Source organism: Streptomyces sp. NPDC058086, from assembly GCF_042885015.1.
Taxonomy (GTDB): Bacteria; Actinomycetota; Actinomycetes; order Streptomycetales; family Streptomycetaceae; genus Streptomyces.
Genome location: NZ_JBHVST010000003.1, coordinates 246203 through 259526, shown reverse-complemented (window position 1 = coordinate 259526; position 13324 = coordinate 246203). Strand labels below are relative to the sequence as shown.

Sequence of the window (13324 nt, the reverse complement as noted above, 5' to 3'; positions counted from 1 at the left end):
ATGAGATGGTGCTGGCGACCACGCCGATCGGCGGAACCGAGGGCAAGGTGCGCGAGCGGCTGCGCGTGTGGGTGCGCCGCCGGTGTCGACACCGCTCGTTTCTATTCCGTCGGCGAGACTCCCGACGTTCGACTCGCGACCCCGGGCCGGGCTATCGACCTGGTCCGCGATATCGAGGACGAGGACGGCACAGTAGCGACGCGGTCATGCGGGCCGAAGAAGGCGGCTGTCCGGCGGCGCCGTCCACGAGCCCTCAGCTCAGGTCAGCTGTGGGCGCTGGTGCCGTCGGCCGCCAGGCCCGACATCAACAGGGTGATCGCGCGGAACGTCCTGGTCAGGGCGTCCTCCCGGTCCGTCGCGGCGGCGATGATCTGGTTGCCCTCGCACAGGCCGGCCAACAGCAGCCGGGCGACCGTGGCGACGGGAACGTCCGGCTGCAGATCGCCGCGTTCAGTCAAAACGGTCAGCAGCCGTTCGATCGGCGGCTGGGCGACAGTTTCGTTGATGTGCCGGTACTGCTCTCCCAGGACCGAGGGTGCCTGGGCCATCAGCTCACGGTGCAAGGGGTCGTCGATGGTCCGTCGTAGGAAGGCGTGTGTGAGGTTGGCCACCGCGGTCATGGCGGGGTCGTCCGGCGTGGCACGGACCGCCTCGGACGTCAGGTCGCACAGCGCCCCGACCTGCTGAATCAGCTCTGTGTAGAGCTCGGCGAACATCGCCTTCTTGTCCGGGAAGTGGTGGTAGAAGGTGCCCTTGCTCACCAGCGCCGTCCCGGTGATGGCCTCGACCGATGTGTCGGCGAACCCGTTGTCGACGAGCAGCTTGCGCGCGGCCGCCACCAGATCCGCCCGGGTCTGCTCTGCGTACATCTGTCGTCGGTTTGGCCCTCGCATGCGCACCATCGTATATTCAATGACCTGGGGTCAGTGAATGACTCGCGGTCGGTCGATGGTCGTTACGACAGTGCCCTCCGGAAGGCAGGCGGAGCCGTGGAAGAGCGCAGGATCGTGTTGCTGGGCGCAACGGGGTACACCGGGCAGCGAGTGCTCCGGGAACTGCTCGCGCGAGGTGAGAAGCCGACCTTGGTCGGACGGAACCGGACCAAGATGCTGGCCCTCGCGGACCGCTTGGGGGCGGAGCTGCCGGTGGTCGAGGTCGACGTCACTTCGGCGGCCGACCTCACGCGCCTCCTGGAGCCCAGCGATATGGTCGTCTCCACGGTCGGGCCGTTCATGCAGCTCGGTATGGCCACGGTGACAGCTGCTGCGCGGGCAGGGGCGCACTACTTCGACTCCACGGGAGAGGGAACCTTCGCCCGCCGCGTCCTTGCCGAGCTGGACTCCCTCGCGGCCACCCGGGGAGCCACCCTCGTGCCCGCCTTCGGCTACGACTATGTGCCGGGCAACCTCGCCGGCGCGCTGGCTCTGGAGAAGGCAGGCTTGCGGGCCCGCCATGTCGAGATCGGCTACTTCGTCACCCGTTCGGGACACGGCGACGAACTGCTCTACCGGAGCACCCTGCGCGACGCCTACACCCTGACCACGGGAGGCACACGGCAGACGCTGGTCGGCGCAGCGGCCGAGGACGGTTTCGCCTACCGCGCTTCACACCCCGAGGGTCCTTCCCGCCTGGTCGACGAGCGTGCCGCCAAGCGTGTCCGCACTTTCCGCTACGCCGGTGTGAAACGTGCGGCCATCACCGTCCCGGGCACGGAGCATCTCGGACTGCCGGTGGTCTTCCCCCAGTTGGAGAGTGTCGAGGTGGGGCTGGGCTGGTTCGGGCGGTGGACCCGTCCGGTACAGATCGCCGCCTCGCTTCAGGCACCCTTGCTGCGCTCGGCGAAGGTACGGGCCGCGTTGGCGCGGTGGTCCGAGCGGCTCCCTGGATCGCAACGCGAACCGGACCCCGACGGCCGTTCCCTGGTGATCGCTGTCGCCCGCGACGGCCACGGTCGGCCGCTGGCCACGACGGCCCTCACCGGGCCGGATCCGTACGAGATGACGGCATCCCTGCTGGCCTGGGGGGCCGTCCACGCGGCGGCGCCGGATGCCGTCCTCAAACCCGGCGCGCACGGACCGGTCGCGGCCCTCGGACTCGACACCCTCAGGCTCGGTGCCGCCGAGGCCGGAGTACACGAAGTCGACGAGGCGTCGGCTCGCCTTCGATGATTGCTGCGCGGGCATAGATCATGGCATCGGGGCGCTGAAACGGACGTTCGGGGACCATCGGCGGTCTCCGTGCGGCGGGCGGTGGCGGAAGCCATCGCTGTTGATGTGATGCACAGGTTGTTCGATCGGGAGCGAGTCGGCCCCTCGTGAGGAGTCGGCTGCCCCAGCGGAAAGGAACCGTCCATGGACGAGCAGGGTGAGCGCTTCGACGTCGTCGTACTCGGCGCGGGCCCCGGCGGCTACGTCGCCGCCATCCGGGCCGCCCAACTGGGCAAGCGTGTCGCGGTCGTCGAGGAGAAGTACTGGGGTGGCGTCTGCCTGAACGTGGGCTGCATCCCCACCAAGGCCCTGTTGCGCAATGCCGAACTCGCCCACATCTTCACGCGCGAGGCGAAGACCTTCGGCATCAAGGTCGACGGGCAGGTCTCCTTCGACTACGGGGAAGCCTTTCGCCGTAGTCGGAAGGTCGCGGACGGTCGGGTCAAGGGCGTCCACTACCTGATGAAGAAGAACAAGATCACGGAAATCAGCGGCCGCGGTACGTTCCTTGACCCGCACACGCTCCAAGTGGCCGACTATGACGGCGACACCCGCACCATCAGCTTCGACCACTGCATCATCGCCACCGGCGCCACCCCGAAGCTGCTGCCGGGCACTCGCCGTACCGCCCGGGTGGTGACGTTCGAGGAACAGATCCTTGCCGAGGACCTGCCGCAGTCCATTGTGATCGCGGGCGCTGGTGCGATCGGCATCGAGTTTGCCTACGTCCTGAACAACTACGGCGTGAAGGTCACCATCGTCGAGTTCCTGGACCGGGTGGCCCCGTTGGAGGATGCCGAGGTCTCTGCCGAACTGGCCAAGCAGTACCGGAAGTTGGGCATCGACGTCCTGTCCTCGAGCCGCGTCGAGTCGATCGACGAGTCCGGTCCGCAGGTCCGCGTGACCGTCATAGGCAAGGACGGCTCCCAGCAGGTACTGGAGGCCGACAAGGTCCTGCAGGCGATCGGCTTCGCGCCGAACGTCACCGGCTACGGCCTGGAGAACACTGGTGTGACGGTCACCGAGCGCGGCGCGATCGACGTCGACGGACGGTGCCGCACCTCCGTCCCGCACATCTACGCAATCGGCGACGTCACCGCCAAGCTGATGCTCGCGCACGCCGCCGAGGCGATGGGTGTGATTGCCGCCGAGACCCTCGCCGCCGCCGAGACCATGGAACTCGACTACGCGATGATCCCGCGCGCCACCTACTGCCAGCCCCAGATCGCCAGTTTCGGCTACACCGAGGCCCAGGCGAGGGAGAAGGGGTTCGATGTCCAGGTCGCCAAGTTCCCATTCACCGCGAACGCCAAGGCCCACGGCCTGGGCGATGCGACCGGCTTCGTGAAGCTGATCAGCGATGCCAAGTACGGCGAGCTCCTCGGTGCCCACCTCATCGGCCCCGACGTCACCGAACTTCTCCCCGAGCTGACTCTGGCGCAGCAGTGGGACCTTACGGTCCACGAGGTCGCCCGCAACGTCCACGCCCATCCCACCCTCGGCGAGGCGGTCAAGGAAGCCGTCCACGGCCTCGCAGGGCACATGATCAACATGTAGCAGGGCGCCGACCTCTTGAAAATGCGACGTGAGTATGAGCCGGGTGGTCTGCCGCGTTACCGACCTGTGCGCGCGACAGTCACATGAAAGAGACGGTGAGTTGGACTCGGTGCACCGCCACCAGGGCGCATTGGTGCGCGGATCGGTTTCGCAACCTCGAGCCACCAAAGGGCCCTAATCCCTTGCCTGGGGCGTTCCGAGGGAGCGGTCACTCCCGGGGGCGTTCATGTGTCGGACCGTGACACCTCGTGGCTGCCGGACGGGCAACGTCTTGCTTTGGACAGCGCGCGCGGTCCTGGTGGTGATGGTGGTGGAGGTCATGCGCCGCACGGATGCCCCAAGAGGCGGCCGGTCCCTCTCATTCGCCAACCGGTTCAGGGCGAGGCCGCCCGACCGGCTGGCCGACGACTCGGTCGGCCGGGCGACCCTGCGTGCCGATGAGAGCCCCTGGCAACTTTGAACACCGTCGCACGAGAGCCAGCATTTCACTATACGTTTTATATAGCTCTTGCTAGTGTCCGCTCCATGACGAAGGCGTCGCTGGGTGGTCAACGTGCGCTCACAGCGGGCGCGATGCGCGGTGCGGGCACTGCAATGGCTGGTGTGATGACAAGCCGCGGCGCCAACGTCAGCCTTGTGGGACTTGATCGCGGTTGGGCCTCTTGGGAGGTCTTCCCCAGGGGCTCAGGACAGGCTCCATACGGCGAGCAGCCCGAGGACTCAGTCGGGGTTGCCTCGTTTGCGTACAGGGGCATCGACGCTGTGGTGGCCCACGCTGGAGCGGCGGACCGCAATCCGGTCGCTGCGGAATCAGCGGATGCCCACAGTCGAACAACTGAGGGAAACATTGGCGGGCTCATCCGGACCGGGCGCGTACTGCTCCCTCAGCGCGAGTGGAATCAGGACTTTCCGTACGTTGCCGTCTCCGCGACGTCGCTCAGTGACAAGCCCGGCATGACGTGTGGCCGCGGGGCGAGAGTCAGCAGCGCCCATCCGGCCTCGTTCGACACCGCAACGGCTCGTGACACCGGAGATGGCTTTCCTGCATCCACCGCTCGACGCCGCGAACCCTCGGGCGCTTTATGAACAACGGTCAATCCTGATCGATGCGGCGCTGCGCTAGGCAATGCGTAGCCAGATACAGCGACAAGGTCGACGTTTCGCGCCGTCCTGTTGTGGCCGCACCTCTCAAAACGCCGTTGTGAGTGCGTTTGACACATGGTTTCGGCTCGTCGCCTCCGCGCTCGAGCCGAGCATGCCGGCGTGGGAGCGCGAAGTCCCCTCGCTCGGCCCCGAATTCGGACTCGCCGCACTGAACGTGGACGTGAATGCGGACGAACCCTCCCCATGACTGATGACGAGGCACCCGCATGACTACTTATGAACTCGACGGCAAGGTCGTACTCATCACCGGCGGTACCGGCGGGCTCGGCAGCGCGACGGCTCGGGCCCTCATCGCGCGCGGAGCGCGCGTCGGCATCGTGGATCTGCACCCACAGACGTCGGAGATCGCAGCACGCCTCTCACCGTCCGGCGTTGTCGGCGTCACGGCAGACGTCTGCGACCGCGACGCACTTCATGATGCTGTCGGCCGGCTGTGTGAGCGGTTCGGCCGGGTCGACATTGCGATAGCGAACGCCGGCGTCATGGGGCGTGGATCCACGCTCCGCACCATGCCCGCGCCCGCGATCGACAAGGTGCTGGCCGTGAACGTCAACGGTGTCATCAACACCGTGAACGCGGCGATGGAACAGATCGTCGCCAACCAGGGGCAGATCGTACTGATCAGTTCGGTATTCGCCTTCCTCAATGGCACAGGGGCGATTCCCTACGCGATGAGCAAGGCCGCGGTCGAGCAACTCGGACGCGGCCTGCGAGTGGAACTCGCCCAGCATGGTGCCTCTGCCACCACCGCCTACTTCTCGCTCATCCAGACGGACATGATCAAACACGGTGTCGACGAGGATCCGACCATCGCCGAGCTTCTGGCGAGGAACTCTCCGCGATCACTGCTCAAGCGCATCGAGCCGGACGAGGCTGCCCAAGCCATCGTCAATGCCATTGAGCACCGTTCACCCCGCGTGATCCAGCCGGCCCGCTGGACCCCGCTGTCCGTCCTTCGAGGGGTGATCAACCCTGCGATCGACGCGCGCATGGCAGGTGATCGCAAGGTGCGCGCGCTTCTCCGCAAGCTCGAGGCGCGGTGAGCCGGGGTGGCTGTCGAGACCACACCTCAATACGGACCCGCGCACCTCGCCGAGTCCGCGAACCAAAAAATCGGAGGCAGCAATGTCTGATCTGCCCTTCACCTCGGCTACCAGCCAGCTCAAGGCTCTTCGCTCAGGAGAGATAACGAGCCGCGAGTTGCTGGAGGTCTATCTGCAGCGCGTCGAGGTCCACAACGCGACCTTGAACGCGATCGTGACACTTGATGCCGACCGCGCCCGGGAGGAAGCCGACGCGGCGGACGCCGCTCGTGCGCGGGGAGAGGACCGCGGGGTTCTCGGCGGCCTGCCGATCACCGTCAAGGACAGCTATGAGACCGCGGGTATGCGAACGGTCTGCGGCCGCAAGGACCTGGCGGACAACGTACCGCGGCAGGACGCGGAGGCGGTCAGCCGCCTGCGCCGGTCGGGCGCCATCATCATCGGCAAGACGAACATGCCTCCGGGCAACCAGGACGTGCAGGCCGACAACCCGGTTTTCGGACCGACCAACAACCCCTGGGACCTCACCCGGACATCGGGTGGCTCGGCAGGCGGAGGCGCGGTGGCGACGGCCGTCGGATTGGCGGGCTTCGACTTCGGCTCGGAGATCGGAGGATCGACGCGCATCCCGGCACACTTCAACGGGCTCTACGGTCACAAGGCGACCTGGCGTTCGATCCAGCTGGTGGGCCACATCCCCAACGGTCCGGGTACCGGCCGATGGGCTGATATGGATCTTGCATGTCCGGGAGCACAGGTGCGAGACGCCCGGGACCTTGCACCGATCCTTGTTGCGACCACGGGCCCGATGGCTCGCGACGGCGGATTCTCCTACACGCTCGCCCCGCCGCGAGCGCGCCGACTTTCCGACTTCCGGGTCGCGGTCTGGTACGACGATCCGTCGTGCCCGATCGACACCGACGTCAGTGGTGCGATCCAGGATGTCATCGCGGTCCTGCGCGCCGGCGGCGCCAAGGTGACGATTCAGCCGACCTCACTTCCTGTCGACATCGCGACATCGCACCGGGCGTTCGAACCGCTCGTCTACGCCGCGTTCGGGGTCGACCGCACCGGAATCACACCGAGGTTCGCGGCAGGACTGGCGGCCCGTCTGCTCCAGCATCCGCGCGGGGACGCCCTTGCCGCGCTCCGAGGTACCTTCCAGTCGCACTACTCCTGGCTCAAGGCGGACGCGGCTCGTCATGAGATCAGGCAACGATGGCAGGAGTTCTACGACGAGTTCGACGTCGTTCTGATGCCGGTGACGCCAACAGCCGCGCCACCGCATCACGGCAAGCTCATCGACCGGTTCGGGCGTCACTTCGACGTGGACGGATCGAAGCGGTCGTACTGGGACCAGACCAAGTGGAACGCGATCGCCAACATCGCCGGAACACCGGCCACGACCATACCCGTGAAACGCAACGCCGCCGGGCTGCCGGTCGGCGTCCAGGCCATGGGCCCCGCCGGCGGTGACCTTACGACCGTCGAGTTCGCCGCGCTGGTCGGCGCCGAACTCGACGGGTACCAACGGCCTCCCGCGTTCGCGAAGTGACGGCGGGTGCGGACATCCTGTTCACAAGCAGCAAGCCCGACCCGCGATGGTGCGCTTCGTCGGGCGCTGGGGCCGTGGTGACACATTGACCTGGTACGCGGACAACACGGCCGAAGCGTCTTCAGGGCAAGCCAGTAGGGTGGACCACATGGGAGCGACACGCAGGTACGGGCAGGCGTGCCCACTCGCCACGGCGATGGACGTGCTGGGCGAGCGGTGGACCGTACTCATCCTCCGCGAACTCCTGCTGGGCCCGAAGCGGTTCACCGAGATCCTCGGCCGCATGCCGTCGATCGGCCCGAACCGGCTCACCGACCGGCTTCGAACCCTGCACACGATCGGCGTCGTCTCCAAGGCCGAGCCGACGTCGGAGTACACCCTGACCGAGTTCGGCGAAGGGTTGAGAACCCCGATCATCGGACTCGGACTCTGGGGCCTGGGCCTGATGGGCAACGGCGTTGACCCCTCTACCGCCCGTCCGGACATGGTGGCGCTGTGCATGACCGAGGCGACGGATCCCGGTCGCCTGGCCGACTTCGCCCTTGAGTGCGACGTCGATGCCGGCGAAAGGTTCTCCATGACCGTCAGCGACGGAGTCCTCCGGGTCCGGTCCGGACCGTCACCCGCGTCGTCCCCCTCCATGATCGCCTGCGATGCGGGAACGTTCATCGCGCTGTCCCTTGGAAGTGAGACGCCGTCCGACGCCGTCAGCTCCGGCCGCCTTACGACAGGCGGCGACATCGCGGCGGTCGGTCGTCTCTTCGAGGCCTTCGCCGACGCGGCTCGACGGCATACGACAGTTCAGTCGGCCCCGTCGCCGACCTGATCTCCCACTCTGCCGCGCCCTGCCCGGAGGGCCGGGTGGGTCCTCAGGCCCCGCGCTTGCGACGGAAGGACGTCCTGCCGTTTCGCCGCACCATCGAAATGGTGGTGGCCAGACGCCCGCGGCGCAGGTCGGGTTCGAGGCCCGCGCCCAGTCGGTGCAGTTGGTCGCCGTGCCAGCTGAGGTCGAGCACACCGTCGAGCGCCTTGAGGTCGGCGACCTTGCCGAGCACACGGCGCATCCCGAAGCGCAGCTGGTGTGCGACGACCGCCTCAGCGCGACCCGTGAGGATCACGTCCGCGGCATCGGGCGTCGTGGCGGTGGGCCGGCCCATACCGACAACGTCGCACTCACCAGTGACTACGGCGTCCTCCATCGCGTCACGGGAGCGGAAGCCACCCGTGACCGCCAACGGGACATCGCCCACCAGGCCGCGCACCGTGCGGGCGTACTCCAGGAAGTACGCCTCGCGGGCGCGCGTCGACGCCGCTGAGGCACCAGTCATCGCCGGCGACTCGTAGTTGCCGCCGCTCACCTCGATCAGGTCGAGTCCTTCCTGCGCCAGAGCCGCGACGACCGAGCGGGACTCCTCCTCGGTGAATCCACCGCGCTGGAAGTCGGCCGAGTTGAGCTTGACGGAGACGGCGAAGCCAGGAGACACCCGTGACCGTATGCGGCGCACGACCTCAAGGACGAAACGCATCCGGCGCTCGGGGTCGCCGCCCCACTCGTCGTTGCGCCGGTTCGACAGCGGGGAAAGGAACTGGTTGACCAGGTATCCGTGAGCGCCGTGTACCTGCACCCCGGCGAAGCCGGCCGTCTCGCACACCGCCGCCGCGGTCGCGAACCGCTCGATGATGTCCTCGATCTCCGCGGACGTCAGCTCGCGGGGTTTGGTGGCGCCCGGCAGGTTGAGCGTGACCGGGCTGGGCGCGACCGGTGTGTGCCCGAGCGCGAGCATGTTGGCCTGACGGCCGGGATGGTTGAGCTGTACCCAGGTCGGGATGCCGGCGTCCTTGGTCGTCGCAGCCCATCGAGTCAGTGCGTCGAGGTCGCGGTCGTCCTCGATGACGACGTTGCCCGGCTCGCCGAGCTGGGTGCGGTCGACCATCACGTTGCCGGTGATGATCAGTCCGTACCCGCCCCGGCTCCAGGTCCGGTAGAGCTGTTCGAGGCGGTGGTCCGGGGCGTTGCGTTTGTCGGCGAGTCCCTCGCTCAGCGCGGACTTCATGATCCGGTTCGGTAGCACCTGGCCGTTGGGCAGGGTCAGGTGGCCGTGCAGGGAGGTCATTCAGATTTCCTTCGATCGGGATGGGCGCGTGGACATGGGCGGGGGTAACGCGGGTTGTCGACCCTGTCCCGGCGTTGCTGGGAAGCGTCGCGGTCAGGCGAGTTGACGCTTCAGGATCTTGCCGGTGGACGTCATGGGCAGCGCGTCGACGAACTGGACGATGCGCGGGTACTTGTACGCGGCGAGCCGCTCTTTCGCCCAGGCGGCGAGCTCCTCCTCGGTCGTGTCACTCCCGGCCTTCTTCACCACGACGGCCTTGATCTCCTCGCCGTGGGAGTCGTGCGGTACGCCGATGACAGCGACGAGCGAGACCGAGGGGTGTTCCATGAGCACCTCCTCAAGCTCGCGCGGGTAGACGTTGAAACCGCCGCGGATGATCATGTCCTTGGACCGGTCGACGATGTAGTAGAAGCCGTCCTCGTCCTTGCGGGCGAGGTCGCCGGAGCGGAACCAGCCGTCCTTGATCGCCTCAGCCGTGGCCGTGGGCCGTTTGTAGTAGCCCTTCATGACGTTGTGTCCCTTGATCGCGATCTCCCCGATCGCGTCGGGGCCGCCCTTCACCTCGGACCAGTCGTCGTGGATGAGCTTCATCTCCACGCCCGGAATGGGCACCCCGATCGACCCGACGCGGGGTGCCTCGCCGAACCGGGAGAAGGACGCGGTCGGGGAGGTCTCGGACAGTCCGTATCCCTCAAGGATCGTGACCCCGAAACGGTCCTCGAACTGCTTGTGGATCTCGGCGGGCAGGGCCGAGCCGCCGGCCACCGCCACGCGAAGGTTCGCGGCCAGGCGGGTGACGTCGACGGTCTCGTCGAGCGCCCCTAGAAGTCCCCAGTACATCGTCGGGACCCCGGCGAAGAACGTCACGTCGTGGGCGAGCATGAGACGCAGGGCGGCCTGTGCCTCGAACCTCGGCTGCATCACGAGCGTGCCGCCGAAGGCGAAGGCACCGTTCTGGATGACGGTCTGGCCGAAGGCATGGAACAGCGGCAGCACGCACAGGTAGGTGTCGGGGCGCTCCGGGTCGGAGGCGAACAGGTCGGTGCCGGTGAGCGCGTTGTCATACACGTTGCGGTGACGCAGCTCCGCGCCCTTGGGATGGCCGGTCGTACCGGACGTGTAGAGGACCACCGCGGTGTCGTCCTCGTCGCGTTCGACCGTCCGGAACGTCATGGGCTGCCCGGCCACGGCCGAGGTGTAGGACTCCGGCGTCTCGTCCCCGGACCATTGCGCGCCGCCACTCTCGATCAGGAAGAACTCGGTGCAGCCCGCGCTCGCCCGGAACCCCTCCCACGCGGCCTCTCCGATCGGCAGCTCCGGCGTGCCCTCGAAGGCGAAGTACGCCTTGGCGTCGGAGTCGGTGAGGTGGTAGGCGACCTCGCGCGCCTTCAACAGCACGTTCAGCGGCACGACCGCGGCCCCGGCCTTGAGGATGCCGAAGTAGATGCTGGAGAAGTGGGGCAGGTTGGGGCAGGACAGTGCGACCTTGTCCCCCGGCTGGATGCCGCGCGAGACGAGTAGGTTGGCGACCCGATTGGCCGCGGCGTCGAGGGCGCCGTACGTGATGCGGTCGTCGCCGAAGACGATCGCGGTGCGCTCCGGGTAGAGGGACGCGGAATCCGTCAGCAGTCGTGACACGTTGCGGCTCGGTTTGTGCATCGTCGTTTTCCTCGTTCTCGGGCCGGGCGGTTGGGGTCCAGCGGTCGGGGTCTAGACGAAGGCCGGAGGCGGCACAAAGCCGTCCAGTTCCCTGCCCAGAAGCGCGGCGAACTCGATGGTGGTGAGATCGCCCCCGCTCGGGCCCATGGCCTGCAGACCGATGGGCAGTCCGCTCCTGTCCTTGCGCACCGGGATGGTCGTCGCCGGCCCCCCGGAGACGTTGGCAACGGCGCTCCACTTGACCTGGTCCCAGTAAGGACGTCGCACACCGTCCACTTCGAAGGGCCGCCCGAACCAGTCGATCAGCTTGTTGTGGTGGGCGGGGGCGGCCGTCGGGGTGACCGGCATGAGCACGATGTCGAAGTCCTGGAAGAACTCGAACCATCGCTGCCGGATCTCGTTGCGCACCATGTGGGCCTGCAGCCAGTGGTAGTGGGACTGGAAGGTTCCGAGCAGGGCGGGACCGGCGTCACCCCGCGGGATTTGGACGAGCCGGGCCAGCGTCGCGGCGCTGGAGGCAGGAGCGAGGCCGGTGCGGTCGCCCGCGCCGAAGAGCAGGGGCTGGAAGGCCTTCCCGTGATTCGTCGCGATGTCGATGGGGAGGCTGGCGGGCTGGACCGTGATCTTCGTGCCGGCCGCCCGTAGCACAGTGACCGCGTCGTCCACGGCAGCCGCGACGTTGCTGTCGACCGGACACGCGGGATCCTCGCCCCAGACGGCGACCCGGAAGTCGGCGAGCTTGGTCGCACGCGGCGGTGCGAGCGTGTAGCTGAAACCGCCGTCGTAGTCGGTCGGCCCGACCGTTGCCCGCAGGATCGGGACGAGGTCACGGGCGTCGCGGACCTGCGCGCCGCCGCAGCCCATGTCGGCCTCCGTCCACCGTCCCGGGCCCGGGCCGTACGGCACATGCCCGATGAGGGGTATCGACCGCCAGGTCGACTTGTGCCCGTACAGTCCGTTGAAATGGGACGGGATCCTGGTCGATCCGCCGATCTCCGAGCCGAAGTCGAACGCTGTGAGGCCCGCAGCGGTGGCGACGGCGCCGCCCCCGGCGGATCCGCCCGAGGTGCGGGTCGTGTCCCACGGGTTCGAGGAAGGACCGAACACCGGGTTGTCGGCCTGGACGTCCTGGTTGCCCGGAGGCATGTTGCTCTTCCCCATGATCACGGCACCGGCCGAACGCAACCGCTTGACCGCCTCGGCGTCCTGGCCGGGCACGTAGTCCTTCAGGTCCGTGCGCCCGCAGACGGTGCGCATCCCTGCTGTCTCGAAGCTGTCCTTGACCGTGATCGGCACGCCGTGCAGCGGACCGAGGTCCTGCCCCGCCGCCCGCGCGGCGTCCGCTTCCCCGGCCTCGCGACGGGCACGCTCGGGGTCGAGGGTCACCACCGCGTTCAGGGCGGGGTTGTGGGTGGCGATCCGCTCGAGATAGACCTCGACAAGTTCCCGGCTTGAGATCTCACCCGCGGCCAGTGCGCGTGACTGCTCCACGGCGGACTGGAAGGGGACGTCACTCACGGCAAGCCTCATCTCTGACTCTGATGGTGCCGAATTGAATGTTGGTCGTAATATTACATTCGGCAGACCATAGGTCTGGGGTGGGGTGGAAGGCAATGGTTTTGCGGAACGACAGGGGGATCCTGTGGGGCGGTACGACAAGGAGGACCAACAGGGGACGCGGCAACGGATCATCGAGGCCGGCCGGCGGTTAAGGCGGGGCGGGGCCGACGGCTCCGGCATCTCCGCGCTGATGTCGGATGCCGGTTTGACCAACGGAGGCTTCTGCGTCCACTTCATATCCAAGGGCGACCTCGTCGTCGCGGAGCAACCGCGGACTCAGGCCGTGAGGTATGGCACTCTGTGGCCCAGCGCCAGGGGCTCGAGGATCTCGTTCGCGACTATCTGTCGCCCAAGCGCCGGGATCGATGCGGCGTTGGATGCCCTGCCGCCCGCAAGCGTATCGCCGGTCTGCAGGCCGAGTTGGCCGCATCGGCGGGCTGCCGAACTGAGTAGGAGTGCGATCGC

Annotated in this window: 9 protein-coding genes; 5 read left to right on the top strand and 4 right to left on the bottom strand. The window is 67.5% G+C overall.

The window, feature by feature from the left end; translation table 11 throughout:
- Positions 1-263: 263 nt before the first annotated feature.
- Positions 264-893 carry a TetR/AcrR family transcriptional regulator gene (locus tag ACFVWD_RS04020; RefSeq protein WP_389593819.1) on the bottom strand — a complete coding sequence of 210 codons (630 nt, stop codon included), beginning with the start codon at positions 891-893 and terminating at the stop codon, positions 264-266.
- Positions 894-989: 96 nt separating this feature from the next.
- On the opposite strand from ACFVWD_RS04020, the gene ACFVWD_RS04015 reads away from it, so the two are divergent.
- The 5 genes from ACFVWD_RS04015 (at position 990) to ACFVWD_RS03995 (ending at position 8352) form a co-directional block, all read left to right on the top strand.
- The gene (locus ACFVWD_RS04015; RefSeq protein ID WP_389593818.1) at positions 990-2168 is read left to right on the top strand and encodes a saccharopine dehydrogenase NADP-binding domain-containing protein; all 1179 of its coding nucleotides are present in this window, start codon (positions 990-992) and stop codon (positions 2166-2168) included.
- A 183-nt stretch (positions 2169-2351) separates the two neighbouring features.
- Positions 2352-3764, top strand: coding sequence for a dihydrolipoyl dehydrogenase (gene lpdA / locus ACFVWD_RS04010; protein ID WP_389593817.1), 1413 nt, complete (start codon positions 2352-2354; stop codon positions 3762-3764).
- A gap of 1370 nt (positions 3765-5134) precedes the next feature.
- Entirely contained in the window at positions 5135-5971 is an 837-nt protein-coding gene (locus ACFVWD_RS04005; RefSeq protein ID WP_389593816.1) for an SDR family NAD(P)-dependent oxidoreductase, read from the top strand.
- 82 nt (positions 5972-6053) lie between these two features.
- The gene (locus ACFVWD_RS04000; protein WP_389593815.1) at positions 6054-7526 is read left to right on the top strand and encodes an amidase; all 1473 of its coding nucleotides are present in this window, start codon (positions 6054-6056) and stop codon (positions 7524-7526) included.
- A 148-nt stretch (positions 7527-7674) separates the two neighbouring features.
- Positions 7675-8352, top strand: a complete 678-nt coding sequence (locus tag ACFVWD_RS03995; protein WP_164662709.1) for a winged helix-turn-helix transcriptional regulator — start codon at positions 7675-7677, stop codon at positions 8350-8352.
- Between the two features lie 43 nt (positions 8353-8395).
- On the opposite strand, the gene ACFVWD_RS03990 is transcribed toward ACFVWD_RS03995, so the two are convergent.
- From ACFVWD_RS03990 to ACFVWD_RS03980, 3 genes are all read right to left on the bottom strand, one after another.
- Complete coding sequence (locus tag ACFVWD_RS03990) at positions 8396-9640, bottom strand: NADH:flavin oxidoreductase/NADH oxidase family protein (protein ID WP_143653813.1); 1245 nt, start codon at positions 9638-9640, stop codon at positions 8396-8398.
- Between the two features lie 93 nt (positions 9641-9733).
- Positions 9734-11299 carry a long-chain fatty acid--CoA ligase gene (locus ACFVWD_RS03985; RefSeq protein WP_389593814.1) on the bottom strand — a complete coding sequence of 522 codons (1566 nt, stop codon included), beginning with the start codon at positions 11297-11299 and terminating at the stop codon, positions 9734-9736.
- Between the two features lie 51 nt (positions 11300-11350).
- Positions 11351-12817: an amidase gene (locus tag ACFVWD_RS03980; protein WP_389593813.1), complete on the bottom strand. Its 1467-nt coding sequence runs from the start codon at positions 12815-12817 to the stop codon at positions 11351-11353.
- Positions 12818-13324: the final 507 nt, after the last annotated feature.

Excerpts from the sequence above, each read along its gene's own strand:
- lpdA (WP_389593817.1), top strand. The coding sequence starts at position 2,352 with ATGGACGAGCAGGGTGAGCGCTTCGACGTCGTCGTACTCGGCGCGGGC.
- ACFVWD_RS03995 (WP_164662709.1), top strand. The coding sequence starts at position 7,675 with ATGGGAGCGACACGCAGGTACGGGCAGGCGTGCCCACTCGCCACGGCG.
- ACFVWD_RS04005 (WP_389593816.1), top strand. The coding sequence starts at position 5,135 with ATGACTACTTATGAACTCGACGGCAAGGTCGTACTCATCACCGGCGGT.
- ACFVWD_RS04020 (WP_389593819.1), bottom strand. The coding sequence starts at position 893 with ATGCGAGGGCCAAACCGACGACAGATGTACGCAGAGCAGACCCGGGCG.
- ACFVWD_RS03985 (WP_389593814.1), bottom strand. The coding sequence starts at position 11,299 with ATGCACAAACCGAGCCGCAACGTGTCACGACTGCTGACGGATTCCGCG.
- ACFVWD_RS03990 (WP_143653813.1), bottom strand. The coding sequence starts at position 9,640 with ATGACCTCCCTGCACGGCCACCTGACCCTGCCCAACGGCCAGGTGCTA.
- ACFVWD_RS04000 (WP_389593815.1), top strand. The coding sequence starts at position 6,054 with ATGTCTGATCTGCCCTTCACCTCGGCTACCAGCCAGCTCAAGGCTCTT.